General features: G+C 40.9%; 15 protein-coding genes and 2 pseudogenes. 7 read left to right on the top strand and 10 right to left on the bottom strand.

Features of this window, described 5'->3' with window-relative positions:
- The first annotated feature begins 391 nt into the window (after window positions 1–391).
- Genes dndB through dndE form a run of 4 tightly spaced genes read left to right on the top strand, consistent with a single transcriptional unit; the run spans window position 392 to window position 5,451 of the window.
- Window positions 392–1,477: a DNA sulfur modification protein DndB gene (gene dndB / locus MX657_RS03135; RefSeq protein WP_126545555.1), complete on the top strand. Its 1,086-nt coding sequence runs from the start codon at window positions 392–394 to the stop codon at window positions 1,475–1,477.
- Window positions 1,474–3,108 (top strand): DNA phosphorothioation system sulfurtransferase DndC, encoded by a 1,635-nt coding sequence (gene dndC, locus MX657_RS03130; RefSeq protein ID WP_126545556.1) that lies wholly within the window; start codon window positions 1,474–1,476, stop codon window positions 3,106–3,108. Before dndB ends, dndC begins: the two co-directional genes overlap by 4 nt.
- Window positions 3,098–5,098 (top strand): DNA sulfur modification protein DndD, encoded by a 2,001-nt coding sequence (gene dndD / locus MX657_RS03125; protein ID WP_346807263.1) that lies wholly within the window; start codon window positions 3,098–3,100, stop codon window positions 5,096–5,098. The genes dndC and dndD overlap by 11 nt, the downstream gene beginning before the upstream one ends.
- Window positions 5,098–5,451 carry a DNA sulfur modification protein DndE gene (dndE, locus tag MX657_RS03120; RefSeq protein WP_126545558.1) on the top strand — a complete coding sequence of 118 codons (354 nt, stop codon included), beginning with the start codon at window positions 5,098–5,100 and terminating at the stop codon, window positions 5,449–5,451. The genes dndD and dndE overlap by 1 nt, the downstream gene beginning before the upstream one ends.
- Before the next feature lie 34 nt (window positions 5,452–5,485).
- Here dndE and MX657_RS23655 read toward each other — a convergent pair whose 3' ends face one another.
- From MX657_RS23655 to MX657_RS03085, 8 genes are all read right to left on the bottom strand, one after another.
- A complete protein-coding gene (locus tag MX657_RS23655) occupies window positions 5,486–5,782 on the bottom strand; it encodes an HNH endonuclease family protein (protein ID WP_429844901.1) in 297 nt (98 codons plus the stop codon).
- An 87-nt stretch (window positions 5,783–5,869) separates the two neighbouring features.
- On the bottom strand, window positions 5,870–6,838 hold the full coding sequence (locus tag MX657_RS03115) for an IS5-like element IS903B family transposase (RefSeq protein ID WP_162263814.1): 969 nt from the start codon (window positions 6,836–6,838) through the stop codon (window positions 5,870–5,872).
- 1 nt (window position 6,839) lies between these two features.
- The gene (locus MX657_RS03110) at window positions 6,840–8,273 is read right to left on the bottom strand and encodes a DUF262 domain-containing protein (protein WP_346807262.1); all 1,434 of its coding nucleotides are present in this window, start codon (window positions 8,271–8,273) and stop codon (window positions 6,840–6,842) included.
- 227 nt (window positions 8,274–8,500) lie between these two features.
- Window positions 8,501–8,953, bottom strand: a complete 453-nt coding sequence (locus MX657_RS03105) for a hypothetical protein (protein WP_063152430.1) — start codon at window positions 8,951–8,953, stop codon at window positions 8,501–8,503.
- Window positions 8,953–10,995, bottom strand: coding sequence for an AAA family ATPase (locus MX657_RS03100; protein ID WP_346807260.1), 2,043 nt, complete (start codon window positions 10,993–10,995; stop codon window positions 8,953–8,955). The genes MX657_RS03105 and MX657_RS03100 overlap by 1 nt, the downstream gene beginning before the upstream one ends.
- 1 nt (window position 10,996) lies before the next feature.
- On the bottom strand, window positions 10,997–11,200 hold the full coding sequence (locus MX657_RS03095; RefSeq protein WP_063152428.1) for a hypothetical protein: 204 nt from the start codon (window positions 11,198–11,200) through the stop codon (window positions 10,997–10,999).
- Window positions 11,193–13,310 (bottom strand): DEAD/DEAH box helicase family protein, encoded by a 2,118-nt coding sequence (locus MX657_RS03090; RefSeq protein WP_346807259.1) that lies wholly within the window; start codon window positions 13,308–13,310, stop codon window positions 11,193–11,195. The genes MX657_RS03095 and MX657_RS03090 overlap by 8 nt, the downstream gene beginning before the upstream one ends.
- A gap of 695 nt (window positions 13,311–14,005) precedes the next feature.
- Entirely contained in the window at window positions 14,006–14,470 is a 465-nt protein-coding gene (locus MX657_RS03085) for a helix-turn-helix domain-containing protein (protein ID WP_045353130.1), read from the bottom strand.
- A 139-nt stretch (window positions 14,471–14,609) separates the two neighbouring features.
- Here MX657_RS03085 and MX657_RS03080 point away from each other — a divergent pair.
- Window positions 14,610–15,077 (top strand): annotated as a pseudogene (locus MX657_RS03080) (hypothetical protein); the annotation flags it as partial.
- Window positions 15,078–15,342: 265 nt separating this feature from the next.
- On the opposite strand, the gene MX657_RS03075 reads toward MX657_RS03080, so the two are convergent.
- Together MX657_RS03075 and MX657_RS03070 are read right to left on the bottom strand one after the other, a co-directional pair.
- Complete coding sequence (locus tag MX657_RS03075) at window positions 15,343–15,903, bottom strand: recombinase family protein (RefSeq protein ID WP_045353128.1); 561 nt, start codon at window positions 15,901–15,903, stop codon at window positions 15,343–15,345.
- Window positions 15,904–16,106: 203 nt separating this feature from the next.
- Window positions 16,107–16,607: a hypothetical protein gene (locus MX657_RS03070; protein WP_047363085.1), complete on the bottom strand. Its 501-nt coding sequence runs from the start codon at window positions 16,605–16,607 to the stop codon at window positions 16,107–16,109.
- Between the two features lie 196 nt (window positions 16,608–16,803).
- Between MX657_RS03070 and MX657_RS03065 the strand changes: the two are divergent.
- Window positions 16,804–16,893: pseudogene (locus MX657_RS03065) on the top strand (DUF1643 domain-containing protein); the annotation flags it as partial.
- Window positions 16,894–17,014: 121 nt separating this feature from the next.
- The gene (locus tag MX657_RS03060; RefSeq protein WP_047363087.1) at window positions 17,015–18,028 is read left to right on the top strand and encodes a hypothetical protein; all 1,014 of its coding nucleotides are present in this window, start codon (window positions 17,015–17,017) and stop codon (window positions 18,026–18,028) included.
- The last annotated feature ends 98 nt before the right edge of the window (window positions 18,029–18,126 follow it).

Below are 18,126 nucleotides of genomic sequence, written 5' to 3'. Positions count from 1 at the left end.
AGTGTCTGGTTCAGTAATTTTTCCCAAGGGCATATGAAAAATGGTTTGGTACAAAGCATATGTATTAGCGGCTATCAAAAGTAAGGAGGTTTTCCTCGCCACTTTCGGTGTAAGCACCTACACAACGATTAACGCTCTTGGGAGACCGTGGCATAAAGTAAACTTCTTCTATGCCAGACCAATCATATCAATCCAGAGCTCATAAGGCCTCATTGTGACTTCAAATCTTTGGCTCGAGGTTTACATTCAAGAAGAATCAAACACAGCAAAGAGTTACGTCAAATCACACGTAAATCTTTAACATTTTGTGTTTTATCATCATAAAAATTTCGTTCTAAGAAATTTTTACGTAAAATGTAACGTAATTCAGTCTACAAACAGGGACTAGATCATGGCTAACTTTGATGCAGATTATTGCTACTCTTTCCCCGCAGTTAGGGGCGTCCAGGCTGGACGGCCATTCTATATCGCCACTTGCCCCATGCGCATCATTCCGAAGATCTTCAGCTTCGATGAAACAGACGTGCCCCCTGAGCTGCGCGCTCAGCGCATCTTAAATAAATCACGCATCCCAGAAATGGTGCGTTATTTACTTGAAAATCCTAAAGATTACGTGTTCTCTGCGTTAACTGCATCCATTGCGGTCGATGTACAGTTTGACGAGTTCGAAAACTCCAACAATCTTGGAACGCTTCGCGTACCAATGGATGCGCAAATTCTTATCAATGATGGTCAACATCGCCGTAAGGCTATTGAAGATGCCCTTTCGGAGCGTCCTGAATTAGGACAGGACAACATCCCCGTATTGTTCTTTGTTGATGAAGGTTTACGGCGTAGTCAGCAGATGTTTGCTGATCTGAATAAATACGCCATCCGTCCAAGCCCATCACTCTCCGCGCTTTACGATCATCGCGACGTAAGCTCGAACCTTGCTCGCTATCTTGCGATGTCTATCGAGCCCTTTATTGGTCTTACTGAACTTGAGAAATCCAGTATCAGTTTGCTTTCGAATAAACTGTTCACGCTAAGCAGCATTAAACAGGCAACACGTGCCCTGCTTGGTAAAGACCCCAAAGTAGGCAGCATTGAGGACAATACACATATAGCTACGCTATACTGGCAGGCTATTTTCAAAGTTATGCCAGATTGGCAGCTTGCTGCACGTAAAGAAGTGTCTCCGGCGCAGCTTCGCCAGGATTATGTACATGCTCATGGTATCGGTTTGCAGGCTTTGGGCCTTCTGGGCCGTTCACTACTGGCTGAAGAACCTGAGCACTGGCAGGAAAAACTTACGAAGTTAAAATCCTTTGACTGGCGTAAAAGCAATCCTGAGATGATTAAGCGCGCAATGCAGCATGGCAAATTGAGCAAAACCGGCACCGCCATTCAGCTAACTTGCAACGCTTTAAAAATTGCGCTGTCTCTCCCCCTTTCTCCTGAAGAAAAAGAGCTTGAAGCTCAGATGGTTGTATCATGAGTACATTAACTCAGGCCTATGATCTGGCCGACTATGAAGATTTCATAAACGAAGAGCAATTTGCTGGACGTACTCTCGCTGATTTTGTCTCTGAAGTTCAGCGTGTCTACTGCGCAGATAAACGCCCTTGGGTGATTGGCTATAGTGGCGGTAAAGACTCGTCAGCAGTCATTACTCTTGTTTATCTGGCGTTGATGGGTCTTCCGCCGGAAATGCGTACGAAGGATGTGTTTGTCGTTTCCTCTGACACTCTCGTAGAGACGCCGGTTGTAGTTGACCTCATTAAAAAAACGATGCTCCAGATTGAAGCTGGCGCTAAGCGAGACGGCTTACCGATCACACAACATGCTGTAACCCCAAAAACCAACGAGACATTCTGGGTAAATTTGCTTGGTAAAGGCTATCCAGCGCCTACCCGTAGTTTCCGCTGGTGTACAGAACGCATGAAAATCAACCCGGTAAGTGACTTTATCAAAGATAAAGTCAGCCAGTTTGATGAAGTTATCGTCGTTCTTGGATCGCGCAGCAGCGAAAGTGCATCTCGCGCTCAGGTCATTGCAAAACACAAGATTGACGGCTCGCGTCTTGCGCGCCATACCACCCTGTCTAATGCATTTATTTACACCCCAATTGATACTTGGGATGTAGAAGATGTATGGAAATTACTTCGTGGTGCATTCAGATATGCGCCTGATGACATTGATGAATGGGAAAGCCCTTGGGGGGGTAATAACCGCCCTCTGTGGACTCTTTACATGGATTCCTCAGCTCAGGGGGAATGCCCGCTAGTCATCGATGACAGTACGCCTTCCTGTGGTAACTCCCGCTTTGGTTGCTGGACATGTACTGTCGTCACAAAAGATAAAGCGATGGAAAGCTTAATCCAGAACGGTGAAGAGTGGATGTCACCACTTTTGAAATACCGCGACCTGCTGGCTTTCACAACCGATCCAGTAAACAAAGATACCTACCGCAACTATAAACGACGCACAGGTAAAGTGAGTTATCAGTATGCGAAGGATGGCGAGGAACTTACGGCTGAGCGTAAACATGTGCCAGGTCCTTACTGGCTTAAGTATCGCCAGGAATGGTTGAAGGAATTGCTGACGATTGAGCGTGATATGAACGCTCAGGGACATACAATTACATTAATCACTGAACCAGAGCTTCATGCCATACGCCAGCAATGGCTAAAGGATCCCAACGAGCCTGATTGGTACGACACATTACCAGGCATTTATCGCGAGGTTTATGGCAAGGATCTGGACTGGGTTATAGACGATCAATCACGTTTTGACGCCAGCGATGCAGAACTTCTCGAACAAATTGCCCAAGGATTTGATGTTGTCCCTGAAATGGTTATGAAATTAATCGAGCTTGAAGTTTCAATGGAAGGCCTTAGCCGCCGACAGGGGATCTTCGACAAGTTAGGGACGATCCTCAAGCAAGACTGGGGAAGTCTTGAAGAGATAAAACAACAGCAGGAAGCTTTGCAGAAACGTAATGAGCGTGATGTTCATCAGGAAGAAGTAGCAAGCATAGAAGCTGAACTGCAGATGTTGCAGCGGAGAATTGCCGAAGTCAGCGAACCAAGCCTGCTTACCAGTGAGGAAAAAGAACGTGTTAATTAAACAGCTGGTACTGCGTAATTATCGGGTTTTCAATGGAACCCATGTTATCGATCTGGCTCCTAAAAAACGACAGAACGATGATAACCCGCGTCCTATCGTTTTGTTCGGTGGGTTAAACGGCGCAGGTAAGACATCAATACTATCCGCTATCCGCCTGGCCCTTTACGGTAGGCTTGCATTTGGTTCAACAACTCAGCAGCAAGAGTATGTGGAAGAGCTTAGTGCTCTGGTGCACAACGGCTCAACTTTGGGTGAACAACCCGATGAGGCTTCTGTCGAGCTTATTTTTACCTACAACAAAGGTGGTCAGGAGGCTGAATTTACCGTTACCCGCACCTGGCAAAAAGGTAAGCGAGACAAACTGTCATTACAGCAGGATGGTAAACTCATTGAAGGACTTGGCTATGATCAGTGCCAGGGCTTTTTAAATGAATTAATCCCCCACGGCATAGCCGATCTGTTTTTCTTCGATGGTGAAAAAATTGCGGAGCTAGCTGAGGATGAATCGGGAAACATTCTCCGCACGGCCGTGCGTCGTCTGCTGGGTCTGGATCTAATCGAGAAGCTTCGGAACGATTTAACGATTTTCATTAAACGCCAGCAATCAGGTCAACTGGCTGAATCTCAACAACAGAAACTTCTAGAACTTGAGAAACAGATTAAAGAATTGGCCTTTAAGACCGAGCAAATTCTTGAAAAGGCTGATTTCGCTAAATTACGTATTGACCTTATCTCCAAGGAAATTGTGCAGAACGAGACTCTACTAAATGCACAAGGGGGTGCTTTTGCTCAAACAAAAACCCAGGAGAAACAGAAGGTCGAGACGCTTTTAAAAGAAAAAGAACGTCTGGAAAAAGCGCTTCGGCATGAGTGTGATAGCTCACTACCGTATGCTTTAGCTCCAAAAACTCTGGGTCGTTTGCTAGAACAGATTAGTGCGGAGACGCAAATAAAACAGGCAAAAAGCTTCGAGAAGGAATTGAATCAATTCCTTACGCAACTCAAAAGCGACATTTCCTTCCGTTCAGGAAGCACAGGCAAAATTGCTGCTGAGGCTATAGAAGATAACCTTAAAACATATCTTGCTGATAAGCCAAAAGGTGAGTTGCTGTTTGACATATCTGAACGTGAAGCTGGAATGATCCAGCAGTCTATCGAACAAGATAGTAAAAAAGCCTGGCAACGTTTTGACCTTTATCGTAACCAGCTGGCAGAGGTAGAAGAACAATTAGAGCAAGCCGCAGCAAACATCGCCCGGGCGCCGGAAGATGATCAGCTGATGGATATTTTTGAAAGACTCCGTGAGCTGGATCGCCAACGTGAAGCTAAGCGGCAGGAGTATCGCTCATTGCTGGAAGAAGCAAAAAATACCAAACAACAGCAACTTGATTGCGCTCGCCAGATTCAAAAAGCTCATGACGCAGCGCGCAACCAGCATAGCTTTAATAGTGCATTCAACAATGCGCAAGAGACAATCAGCTTGCTTGATCGGTACAGTGAACTGTTAACTCAGGCACGAGTAAAAACCCTTTCTGCTAACTTCGAAGTTGCTTACCGTAAGTTAGCCAGAAAAGAAGATTTGCAGCTTAATGCGCATATCAATCCAGAAACGTTTGATGTTGAACTGGTGGATGAGAACGACAAAGTTATCAACCGTAAATTACTTTCCGCTGGAGAGAAGCAAATTTATGCGATAGCGATTCTTGAAGCATTGGCTAAAACATCGGGTAGAGACCTGCCGGTAATCATTGATACTCCGCTAGGGCGCTTAGATTCTCAGCATCGAGATAAGTTAATCAATCATTACTTCCCTTATGCAAGTCACCAGGTCGTGTTGTTATCTACAGATACTGAAGTTGATGAACGGTATTTTGTTGATCAATTGCGTGATGATATCTCTCATGCATACGAGATTATTTTTAATTCTCGAACTAAATCGTCAGCACTCAAGCCTGGATACTTCTGGAATTTAACGAAGGAGGAAATTTAATGCTTCCTAATAGAATGCAATTAAATCATCAAACGGAAGAGCAACTGAAGCGTTTGAAAACTTACACAGGATTGACCCCCAATATTTCTGCAAGACTTGCTTTCTTTTTTTCTGTTGAAAGCGGGTTTAGATACGATGAAAAAAATAACAGAGACAAACTTGATGGAAGTTTAGTTTTAGACAAAATAACTTGGCTTGGTGAGACGCTATTGCTAACAGAACTAACGCTGAAAATGTTATACCCGACCTATAATGAAAAGGAAATGCATAAAATATGGGCTTCTCATGTACAAGATGGGATTGCACCTCTAAGAAATTATAAAAATTTAAGAGATTTTACTCAAGCTTTGTAATGAAACCAGCCCTATAATAGGGCTGGTTAATTTTTTAATTACACATATCTGAGTTCAGTGGCCAAATTTTAATTGCCAGATCAGCAAGATAGCTACAACGATTAAAAATTGATTCCTCAGACCAATTTGGTAGTGTAGATATTTGTTTTGCGCTATTGAATTCGGAAGAAGAAAATACGCTTTTCTTTTCATCAAAGACAGAGTTCTTGATTTTTCTATTTTTTCCTTTCTCAAGCAAGATCACATTCCCAACAGAATTAACCCAACGACTGTAAGGTTTACTGAAATAATCCAAATTACTGCCCCATACTTCATGGTTTTTAGGGAATATATGCTCTAGGTCTACCTCTAAGAAGTCAGGAGGCTTTGTTGAATAAATCAGATTTCGGGTAAGTCTCCCCCGTAGCGGGTTGTGTTTTCAGGCAATACGCACGCTTTCAGGCATACCTGCTTTCGTCATTTTGTTCAGCGCTCGCACCACGGCCAAAGCCTCCGCAACCTGACCATCGTAGTCACGCAGCGTCAGTGAACCCCCGAACAGCTGTTTTACCCGGTACATCGCCGTTTCCGCTATCGAGCGACGGTTGTAATCTGTTGTCCATTTCCACCGCGCATTACTCCCGGTCATTCGCTGATTAGCCACTGCACGGTTACGGTCTGCATATTCACCGGGCCAGTAACCCGCACCTTTTCGGGGTGGGATAAGCGCGCTGATTTTCTTACGCCGCAGTTCATCGTGACAGAGCCGGGTGTCGTAAGCGCCGTCTGCCGATGCTGCCCTGATTTTTCTGTGAGTCTGCCGGATAAGACCCGGGAAGGCTTCTGAGTCCGTCACATTGTTCAGCGACAGGTCAGCGCAGATGATTTCATGTGTTTTACTGTCAACGGCGAGATGCAGCTTACGCCAGATACGGCGGCGTTCCTGGCCATGCTTTTTGACTTTCCACTCGCCTTCACCGAAGACCTTCAGCCCGGTGGAATCAATTACCAGGTGTGCGATTTCACCCCGGGTGGGCGTTTTGAAACTGACATTAACCGACTTTGCCCGCCTGCTGACACAGCTGTAATCCGGGCAGCGTAGCGGAACGTTCATCAGAGAAAAAATGGAATCAATAAAGCCCTGCGCAGCGCGCAGGGTCAGCCTGAATACGCGTTTAATGACCAGCACAGTCGTGATGGCAAGGTCAGAATAGCGCTGAGGTCTGCCTCGTGAAGAAGGTGTTGCTGACTCATACCAGGCCTGAATAGCTTCATCATCCAGCCAGAAAGTTATGGAGCCACGGTTGATGAGGGCTTTATTGTAGGTGGGCCAGTTGGTGATTTTGAACTTTTGCTTTGCCACGGAACGGTCTGCGTTGTCGGGAAGATACGTGATCTGATCCTTCAACTCAGCAAAAGTTCGATTTATTCAACAAAGCCAAGTCAGGAATTAAGGCTTTAGTCGCACCCAGATGTAAATCTACTTTACATGAAATATATTTCAATATTGTCGAACTTTCAGTTTCAAATAGGCTAAAACTTTCAATGAAAGAGCCTTGAACTTTTTCTATCAGCGGAATGAAGTTTTTCAAAACATCAGCATCAGATTTACCAGCTTTAAGATCAGCAAGAATTTTCTTAAAGAGAGAATCTATTTCACCAATACCATAATCACAAACTGTTACCCACCTAAACAATAAATTCAATGATAATTCAGCCAACTTTTCAAGAATACTTTCTTTATTTTTTAGTGCGTAAAGGAAACAAGGCAAATGGATTGTATAGCCCAATAAATTCATTTCGGCTACTTTTTCTGCCCATTTATCGTTGGTATTTATCTTAGGCCAATTAAGATTTGACTTATTTTTTAGCTTACTAAATGGTTCAGAATTTTGAATAAGCTCACTTAGAAAATTCCTAGTATTGATTTCGTCATTACCAATTTTTTTTCTGATTGTTTGATAAAGCGTTGCTTTTGTAACATCCGTTGATTCGTAAGAGTTCCAGTAAACCTTAATATAATCTACGAAACTTGCAGGAACAGCCTGAATTTTTTTTACCAAGTCATCCCATTCGCAAAGCGCTGCATCTTGATAATTACTCGAAATATTGCTTAAGATCTTATTTTTTAGCAGGTCAGCAACAGAGAGGTCCATCCCCTTTGAGTTAAGAGATTCAAATATTATGTAAGCGTCGAAATCATCTTCAACTGTGATAGTTACGAACTTCAGTTTCGTAATAACGAAGCGGAAAAATTTTTTGAGTTCAGTTAAAGAATTACTACGGCCAAAAAATTCTTTTCTTACTTTCTCTTGGAAAAAACGCTTTGCTTTTGTTATTCTGTTTGATTTATTTACTACATTAGTAAGAACTTCTCGTTTTGATATATCTAAAGCATCTTCAAAATATTTTGAATCTTTGTTATTTGCTCGCAAATAATAGTCATCTTGTTTAATGTGTCTGTTGACGCTTGAAAATAAAGAGTCAGCAGCATCTTCTCTTTTCTCAGTCGTTGAATCAAGATCATCAGAACTAATTACGCCATCAACAACAAGCTTAGAATAATCCTGGATTACAGACAGCAATAACATGAAGCTAATCGTTCTTTGTTGTCCATCAACAATATCATACTGAGTTCCGTTCTTACCTCGACTTGCTAATAGTAACGTCCCCATAAAATATTCTTTACCTTCATTATAAGAGGTAATAATATCAGTCCATAGTTCGCTAAGCTCATTGCTGGCAGTCCATGAATAATCACGTTGATATCGGGGAATAAAATATCGAGTATCTAAACCATAAAATATCTGCTCTAAGTTTTTGCCATCTGCTTTAATGTTCACGGTTACTCCAAGATTACTCTAACAATAAATACACGAATGAATTATACCACACTATTAAATATGCATATGAATAATAATTGATATATATATCATACTAGTAGAAACCTCAGGTAGTCATCATAACGGTGAATACTTCGTGAGTTAAAATATATTACTTGTATCAAAAGCACCTTAATAATATCAAGGTGCTTAAGAGTTACATTCGAAACCATACACAAATATCAATATTAAGACAAAAGATCTTCAATATTATTGATATCAACAGCATTGTTACTACTCTGCTCATTTGATATCTCAGTCGCAGCACTAAGCATATGAAGAAGAATTACTTCAGACTTATCTTTCAATGGGAATTCATGTAACCAATCATTGATAACATTCATACCAGCATTGACAGCACTTTGAAAATGGTCCCAGCACTGATTTATGTTCTCTTCTCTAAGGCACTCCATACCATTAGTTTTGTTTATACCAATCAAATATATTAAACCTTCCATTTGATTATTAGTAAATACAGTATCTCTGGCTGATTTTCCTCTTGTTTTGATTTGTACATTATCTAAACGCCAGCCAATTGATGCTGCAAAACATGCGAAATGCATATATGTTGGAAAGATCTTGTCTTCATCCACTACTTCGGTAAGAAGATCATCAAATTGGGCATCGAAATAAATTTCCATTAAATTTCCTTAATCAATGAACCTTCAAAATCCGACTCATAAATTGATTGCTGATGAACTATATTTTTGATTTCAATGAGATCAGAGGGCTTTTCATTTTGCTTTTCAGTTTTATGTGAAATAATCAAATATTCTTTGCCAACACGATCTTTTATTGAAGAGTCAACGGTCCCACTCCAATGAGAAGAGGAAAGTAGTAATATCAATTGCTCACAGCATTGAGGTAAAAATATTGCTGTTGCTTGGCGATATGTATCGTCAAGCTCACCGAAAGGGGCATCAATGAAAAATGGTGCAACAGTACCTTTGATTAAAAAACGATTATCTCCTGAAGCCCGTTGTGCACAAAATCCTAAAAGTGCTGAAACAAAGGATAGATTTAAAAGGAGATTTTCCCCCTTACTTTTTGCAACTAAAGAACCATCTGGTCTTGCTAATTTAAAGTCGAAGTTTTCCGTAACTCTAACGTTAAATTCTTTCCTTGAAAAGTTATTCAAAATAACATTTACACTTACTGCAATATTATTTCTAGCTGTTAATTCATAATTCTTTAGTTTCGATTCACATAAACGGACTAGTTTCTCTAACTTCTCAATATCTCGATTATATTTATAAACCAAATCATTGTCTGGCGCATTAGAACTTATCCATCGGTCACATTCACCAATTCTAGTATTAAGTACAGAAATATTTTTTTCAATATTACTCATTCTAATTTTTGCATTTTCTTTTTGTGTCGATATAGAATGTATCTCTTTATTAATTGTTGCAACCTCTCTTTCTCCACCATCACCTATATCTTCTAATTGTTGTTGGAGGTCAGCTATTTCAAGTGTAGATATTTGTTTTTCTCTTAATAAATTTGCAATCTCCTTATCAATATCTTGGTATGCCGTAATAAATTCTTGTGGTTTCTCAGAAAGATTTCCTATAGACCCTGCAAAATGTACTGCTGCAAGTCTTTTTTGTTTTATATCAGCTGTATTAGCTTTATTCCTTAAGCTTTTGATATGCTCATATTCACAAGATAAAGGATTAACCTCTCTGCCACAAATGCATAATTTTGCGTCAATAATCTTATTAATTAAACTCTCATCATATGGAGAAGGTATCTCACCCAAAACCTCCTTTTCAGTAATATTTAGCATCGTATCGTTTGCTAATTTATAGCCAAAGAGTATCATTCCATATTGGTAAATTAATTTTTTTTGTTTAGCCATAAGTTCGCTAGTTTTTGCTTCGATGTGTTTTACCCTTTTCTCTTCTGCTTGTTTTTTGTTTTGTATATCAGAGACATTATATACTTTTATATTCTTAAGTCTCTCACTCAGTGCATCTAACTCAATCTGATAATTTTCAATATTATCTTTACAAACTTCTCTAGCAGAAATCAATTCTCTCCTGTCATACTCCAGATCAGTTTTTATTTTATATTTAGCACTATATTCATTATTTTTTTTTGTTATTTTTTGAATCTCTACCTTTCTTCTTGAAATTAATTCAATCAGATCATCCTTTGCATATTCAGCAGATGTGAATCCTAATATGTCTCTTATTGCCTTCCTGAACTTAGTCAAATTATTATTATTATTAATGTTAGCAATACCCTCACCATGGAAGAAAAAATAGTCAGCCATTTGAGAAGGAATAACACTTTGAATAAATGGTAATGCTAACTTAACTTGCTTAATAAATGTACCATTTTCTAATTCGTATACAATAACATCATTATTCTGTGTGCTATTATTATATTCTCGTTTTATATAAAATTCTTTACCTTCATGATTAAATATGATCTCTACAGTAGCTATAATATTTCCTTGACTCAATGAAAAAATATTCACTATTTCACGGGGGTTTTCAAAGTCATTAGTAAAGCGATTATAAAAACACCATAAAATTGCATTTAAAAGAGTGGTTTTTCCTAGACCATTTTCACCATGAATTAAAGTAATGTTTTTTTCCTCATCTGTGGCAAAAACAATAGTGTTACTTCCATAGAATTGCCGAAAGTTGGTGACTATAATCTTGTTTAATTTCATGTTATGACTCCAAGTATTCTTTCAATATTGAATCAATATAATTCAACCGAATTTTATCATCAGAAGGATTCGATACAGAACGAGCAACTCTTTCATGATCTATTATTTTTTGAAGAATTCTATCTTCATCGGTTGATAAAAAGTCGGGGTCTTTCTCCAAAGAATCACGAATCTGTTTAAGTATTTCTACATGATTGTTAGACATCTACTATCTCCGTTTCGATCGCTAGGCGGCTAAATTCATGAATTCTTGCTTCCTCCCGTTTTATTAAGGAATCAAGTGCTTGAGAGTTCCTATTAGTGGGAGGAGATACAATAAAATCATAAATCACTGCAAACTCTTTCCCAGTACTTTTACGTAAGATGCGTCCCCTTCGTTGAATGTACTGCCTTGTACTATTTGCACTAGCTAAAATAAATGCATACCTACAATCTGGAATATCAATTCCTTCATCCAAAACTCTTTTAGCTACCAGAGAATCTAAAGTGCCATTTTTGAATGCCTCTAAATATTCTTCTCTCTGAATATTCGTTTGTTCACTGGTAAATCGAGCATTTTTATAACCATATTTGGCGAGTACCCTTGTAACTTTATCAATGATTTGTGTTGAACCATATTCTTCGTTAACTTCTTCTGATAAATCACTCCCCTCGCCGCAGTAAAATAAGGATTTTGATTTTATCCCTTCATTTTTTAGAAGTTTATCTAATTTGTAATATTTGCTTTTTATAGCTCCCAACATTCTTGTACGCCTTAAAAGCAGATGCAATAGTTGACTTTCATCAATACTAACCCCTTTTTCTCTTTTACCTTCTAAAACTGAAATGGATTTCGAAATCTGCAAGTAACTCTCAACTTCATCATCATCCATTTCACAATATATTGTTTTATATTTATATGGGCACAACACATTGTCTTTCAATGCATCTTCAAGATCGTACTTAGCAATCGGCTGCCCATATATATTCCTGAGAAAAACTGCTGAATCCGAGTAATAGTCCTCCCATGGTGTGGCAGATAATCCAATTTTGAATTTTGCTTCAGGGACAATTCCGTTCATTTTGAATGAACCATGATGATGACATTCATCACAAATAAAAAGCATTCCATTTGGATTAATCTTATTCAATTCAAACTGAAAATCATTTGATTTCAACGTTGCATTAACAACAATAATAGCGTTGAATTTTTTATTTTTCGCTAAATTTGACGATGCGACAATTTTTTTTAATTGAAAACTCCAGTTGTTTTTTGAAAAACCACAAATCAAGGGGAATATATTATAACGAGCCATTTCTTTTCGCCATTGCTCAGCTAAGGCTTGATACGGCACAGCTACAATAAAAAACAAATTACTATTCATATGTTGAAAAAGCTTTGTTGCTGCATGTAATGCAGTAATCGTTTTCCCAGCACCTGTTGCCATTGTAAAAATCCCTTTAAATGAATTATTCTGCCACTCCTTGATTGCATTTTCTTGATGTTTTTTCAGAGAATAAGGCAGCCCATTAATATAAAGAGGGATTTTTGGATCGAGATTGTCCTCGAAATCAATACGCACAAAATCTTTAGAATTTGTATTAATTTTAGAAAACAACTCATTGAAATAATTTAAATCCTTCCCCTTGGAATATTCTTTTATTGAAGAAATAAAATCTGGTGTTGCTGGTACAACCTTAATGTTTTTAACGTTGTTATTCCATAATGAATCAAATTTTCGCTCTATTTGAATTCCATACTTAGCATATACCTCAGAATCAATGTCACTAAATACCATTATCGATTCACTGTTTACATCGCCACTTAAAGCACTTCCTGTTTCATTAGCGGAACCTCCAAATGATATTTTCCTTCCATCCTCTGATATCAATACGCCAATTTTTTCATGATACATTCCATTATTTTTTAGAGCAAATTTGATATCGAGATTACCGTTAAAAACAAGATATGAAAGTAACTCTATACCTGCCTTCAATACGTTTGAAGTACATTCATAATAAATTCTGTTTAATGTTTCTGCGCAACATTGGCTTAAGAAGGAGTTTTTTTTAGTTTCGTCTATTGCATCAAACTCCTCTCGTGACAACGGAGAGCCTATTATCAACTGCATCCTTCCATCGTTATGAATGAAGTGAAAAAGCCCTTGCGCAGCTAACATTATTGATGATGAAGAAAAATAACCAACCGCTCTTTTATATATTTTTGCTAATGGTAGAGCTTTATTATAAAAATCTTTAATAATGTCATCATAATCAGTATCGTATACAACGTTTGGTTTAAACTCAGATAACGTTTTTTTGCTGTCGAACATCATCTCCTCCGCTAAACAACATTCTCAAAGCAATCTGAGTTCCTTTAAAAATGCCCATTGGTTCAGAATACTCCTAAATAATATTTAGCAGGTTTTAAAGGGGACATCAATGAGAAAGCATGTAAAATGCGAGGATTATGCAAACAAAAAAAGCCGCCCTTAAGCGACTTCTTTCACATCTTTTGGTGCCGAAGGCCGGACTCGAACCTAAGTCTCCATAACCTGCTGTAATCACGTTCCTATTAGCCTTTAAAAGAACAATCGTAGGACCTTTTTGTTCTAGGGGCTATATCTTAAGTTTGATCCGGTGAACGGAATCAAACCTAATATTCGTGACGTCACAAAACACCAACGAGCCATACCTGTCTATAGATGTTTATGGAGGTTTGCTGTGTCGGGAGGGAAGAACGTTTGTCAGTTTTGTGGACGTTAAGTAAACGCCACTGCGTTCGGAATTTGAAACCAGTTAAACCCCGGCAGACTTTGTTTAGAATAACCATTTAACTCAATGTTATTTATATGAATTAAGCCATTTAGCCTCAAAGTGAAACGCCACCGTAACGCATACGTAATGCACCCGTATTTTGCTGTTTTATTTACTCTTATAGAAACAAAGGGCTGATGAAACGTAGGACTATCAGCATCCAATGAATACTGTTCATCCATACAGCATAAAAATTCATAAACTTACACTTGAGCTACTTTCTCAGTTTGTCCCACCGAACCGCTGATACGATACCCCAGTTGCCGCTAGGATTAGGCCTACGCCATTTTGCTGTCTCCATGCTACGAAGATACTCAAGAGCTTCAGCAAACGTGCCAAAACGCTTCTGAGCCGCTTTATCACCTACGGCAAACGAGCCATCACGGGTGCTCGCCAGCCCAGGATGAAAACACGAGCCATCAGCCGCATAGGGAACCAGTAATTCCGGGTCGCTATCTTCGAACAAACCAGACACCAACAGTTGCCACGGCTCAACACTCAGAGCGTTAGCCAGCACCTCAATCGCATCCAAAGACGCATTCGAGCCACCACGTTCGATGCGACTCATGTAGCTACGCGCAAACCCACACCGATCGGCAAAGGCTTCCTGACTCAATCCGGTAGCTACGCGGAGCTCTTTTACTCTTTGTCCAAATAGTTTTCTCAGGGTCTTTTTCATGCCCTGAATTTGCGCAAATGTCCACTAAAGAGCCACGCACCAATCGTGACATTTAAAATATAAGGTTTATTATTCTCACAAAACTGTCAGTAACATCTGACCTTTGGGGGAAAATGAAATGGTTAAAAATAAGTCACATATGAAACGTCTTGCTCAAAACCTGTTTGTCCTGTCAGTGGTGGCAGGTTTACCCGCAACCTCCTACGCAGCTGAAAGCCTTGATCAACTGGCGACACGTATCGGTATGGATCACTTCCGGGATGCGATCAAAAAAGGTGACCGCAGCGCTTTCAAAACATTGCCGGCAAAAGGCTACAAAAACGGCCTTACCGGACTACTCATAAAAACTAACACCTATGTTAACCCAGAATACAGCTTTGCGGATTGCGATACGGACACCGTTATTACCTCGGTGCAAGAACACAAAACACTCCCCGGTTGCCGAATATCTCTAAAGCTAGCGACTAAAGATGCTGACGGCAGCTACCACGATAACGGCATTCGCATCGAATATGGTATTACTACCGGCTCTAAAAAGTTTATCGCCAACAATTCAGCATGGGCGCAACATGCTATCAGTGGAGATAAAGTGCTGGAAAGCTCGTTGAAGAGAGATGCTAACGATGATGTCTGCACGGCATGGTCAACGATGGCAAAAAATATTGCCATCGGGCGAGACGAACACAACCCTATTTCCGTTTATCAACAACAAATCGAAAGCCTCAGAGGCAAACCCGGTATCACTGAGAATAATATTATTTTTGCCCATGCCCTTGCTGGCATGGTTTACAAAGATATGGCCGAAAAAAAACCGCAGGAAGTTGAAGTATTAGTTTATCAAACCTGCCAATCAGGTATGTAATCACTGACGATTAATCACGGATAGCGGTAATAGTCGCTCTGGAAACATCGTATTCGCGAGCTAACGCGCTGATACTTATTCCGCTATTCTTTTTCTCAATAATCGCCCTACGGGCTTCAGGGGCGATTTTCGAAGGTCTGCCCAACTTCTTGCCTTCAGCTTTTGCTCGTGACAGTCCCGCTTGAGTTCGCTCAATCAAAAGATCGCGCTCCATCTCCGCAACCGCGGCCAGCATCGACAGCAACAACTTACCTGCTGGGGAGGTGAGATCAGTCGTGCCAAGCTGGTGGACAATAACCTTGATATTGCGCTCTGCCAGCGCCCTGACCGTCTGGAGGACATCAATGGCATCACGCCCCAGTCGGTCGAGTTTCGCAACCACCAGCGTTTCACCGTCGCGAATTTTACTGAGCATTTCGGAGAACGCTTTGCGGTGCGTCGCCGGAACCTTACCGCTGACAACATCGGCATACCAGTAATCAATTTGCCAACCAGCCTGCCCGAGTTCCAGACGCTGGTTTTCAGTATCCTGCTGCGTTGTTGAAACACGCCCGTAGCCAAAAGTTGCCATCGTTTTCTCCTCATCCGGCCCCTGCCAGAAAACGGTGTCAAAATAGGATAGCCTGCCAGAAAAGCCAAGGCTATTTTTCCAACAGTGTGAAAGCGTGTGCTTGGTAAGTGCCGGAAAACGGTCGTTTGTTGGCAGCAACTTTTTGAAGAATCGAAAATACTTACCCTGAGTGCGAGATAATGGCGATATCGCTAACAGTTGAGCTACTTGTCGTCAGGGTATCTACGCTGCCATTCTGATAGCCAAATGGTGCGTTCTCTCATCCAACTAACTAACCTCAGATAAACAAATACCCCGATCCACCATCCAACGAATAGTGCTGTGCCATTGATTACGTAGTAAATAAGGGGCGAAGTTAAAAAGAATGGGTTGAATACGTCAGCAACTGAGACGAACAAAATCGCGAACATGCCAGACAAAATCCAGCCCTTGCCCTCGACGAATAAGGTCAAAGAATACTTAAAGCGAATTGGTCCACGCTTTTCATCGTTCAGATATAATTCCGGGAAGGCATTTTTATGTGAACCAACACCCAAAAGCAGAGAGGCCAGTCCAAGAATAACAAACATCAAGAATCCCCAGACCTGCAAAAGAAAGCAGGAAACCGGGTGTTTCCACTCCCTATCCGTCCAGTCCGCAAACTCGCTGCGAGCCCTATAGAACTTTTTGTGTGTTTCGATGCTTATCCAGTGTTTACGCTTCATGCGCCCCCCAATGCCTGCCTGACATTATGTCACTACGCTGGTGAAGAATACGCGGCTAAGTATGTTCATCTCGACAGACTTATCCAAACGCTCTGAGATAGTGCCACAAATTTCAAACCAATAAATCCACTGCCCCTGATAAAAAACGCGCCACAGGGCTTCCCAGCGCGTTGGATGCGCATGTCACCGCATCTGCAACACTATGTGCTTCGTCTTAAACGCTACAGGTGAGCCGAAACATCCTCTGTATATGAAAAATAGAAGTGTTCTCATACAGTTAGGTTAACATCGATAACTAAGGTTTTTATCGTAAAACTATTGTGCTACGGTGTTCGAAATGTTCTCAAATCTACTCAATTCGAATTACCCTGATGCCGGTTTGAAGTTCCCTTCAATAAGGTCGCACTATGAAGAGTCGAAAATACGTAGCTGCTGAAGCAGACCGCAAATCCTTTAAGGTTTCAGCCGGGATCGATTGGCTGGACTTAAAGATCAGCTTCTCCAGACTGACCCAGCATCGCTACGTTCAGGATGAATTACTTAAAATCACCGGATTAAAACTCTGGGTTAAACCCTGCGGTCTACGTATCTCAAAGTTGTCATCATGCGCCCCCCGTCCCGACAACAACGTTAAAACGTGGGTAAAACCTACGATAAGCAGCACTAACGATACTTTTCGGATTTGCTTCCGTGATCTACTGGCAAACCATGGCGGGAAGCTGGAAGCTGCACTCAAGCAATTGCAAAACCGTTTCCCATTTGCGTGTGAGCCACAAATCGTGGGAGTCGAAGTTTTCTGCGATTTCTGGCATAAACAACGGTCAGTATCAGCGACACGAGCAATGACCTATCGGCTTCAGACAAGCCTGTTTAGTAACGGAACCCGACCAAGGCAATTCAACCCCGCTTCGTGGAAAAATGTCTACCTTTTCCCCGGAACACGTATCACTCCGTATCGAAACTTCAGGACAGGTAACAAGTGGGACAACATCTCGTGGCAGGTCTACCACAAACGCACTGACAACGATCAGAAACTACCTGTAGAAGAGCAACGCGCTCGTGTTGAAGTCACGTTAAAAGGTGCTGCGCTCACTCACTACTCTCTTCACCATCTTAGCGACATGCAGCGCTTTCGATTTGAAACCCTCGCTCACCTGTTCAAATTTCGCAAACCAATTGAGCCTGAAATGATGGCTAACGGTGATATGTTCAGATTTACCGCTATCAACGCAGCTCGTAAGGTGAACGACGCAACAGCCGAGCGCGGATTGCATTCTTTCAATAACATCGGACGAAGGGATAAACGTAGCTGGATGATGGTCAACGGTGACAAGCGCCTGCGGAAAGAAAGCTCTCATCTGGCGGTTGTTAGCGATCTGCAAAACGCCGTCAAGGGTGCGTTACGTCGTCTACACGTTTGAGCCGCAGCCCGTTCCGTTATTCCAAAAAAAAGTGACAATCAGCAGGAAAGAAGCCGCATTCCTGCTGGTCTGGATACAGTTCTCTTAATAACTGTATA

The sequence above is a fragment of the Enterobacter chuandaensis genome, assembly GCF_039718975.1.
Lineage (GTDB): Bacteria > Pseudomonadota > Gammaproteobacteria > Enterobacterales > Enterobacteriaceae > Enterobacter > Enterobacter chuandaensis.
This window is presented reverse-complemented; position numbering and strand designations above follow the sequence as displayed.

Excerpts from the sequence above, each read along its gene's own strand:
- dndB (WP_126545555.1), top strand. The coding sequence starts at position 392 with ATGGCTAACTTTGATGCAGATTATTGCTACTCTTTCCCCGCAGTTAGG.
- dndC (WP_126545556.1), top strand. The coding sequence starts at position 1,474 with ATGAGTACATTAACTCAGGCCTATGATCTGGCCGACTATGAAGATTTC.
- dndE (WP_126545558.1), top strand. The coding sequence starts at position 5,098 with ATGCTTCCTAATAGAATGCAATTAAATCATCAAACGGAAGAGCAACTG.
- MX657_RS03105 (WP_063152430.1), bottom strand. The coding sequence starts at position 8,953 with ATGGAAATTTATTTCGATGCCCAATTTGATGATCTTCTTACCGAAGTA.
- MX657_RS03100 (WP_346807260.1), bottom strand. The coding sequence starts at position 10,995 with ATGAAATTAAACAAGATTATAGTCACCAACTTTCGGCAATTCTATGGA.
- MX657_RS03095 (WP_063152428.1), bottom strand. The coding sequence starts at position 11,200 with ATGTCTAACAATCATGTAGAAATACTTAAACAGATTCGTGATTCTTTG.
- MX657_RS03090 (WP_346807259.1), bottom strand. The coding sequence starts at position 13,310 with ATGATGTTCGACAGCAAAAAAACGTTATCTGAGTTTAAACCAAACGTT.
- MX657_RS03085 (WP_045353130.1), bottom strand. The coding sequence starts at position 14,470 with ATGAAAAAGACCCTGAGAAAACTATTTGGACAAAGAGTAAAAGAGCTC.
- MX657_RS03075 (WP_045353128.1), bottom strand. The coding sequence starts at position 15,903 with ATGGCAACTTTTGGCTACGGGCGTGTTTCAACAACGCAGCAGGATACT.
- MX657_RS03070 (WP_047363085.1), bottom strand. The coding sequence starts at position 16,607 with ATGAAGCGTAAACACTGGATAAGCATCGAAACACACAAAAAGTTCTAT.
- MX657_RS03060 (WP_047363087.1), top strand. The coding sequence starts at position 17,015 with ATGAAGAGTCGAAAATACGTAGCTGCTGAAGCAGACCGCAAATCCTTT.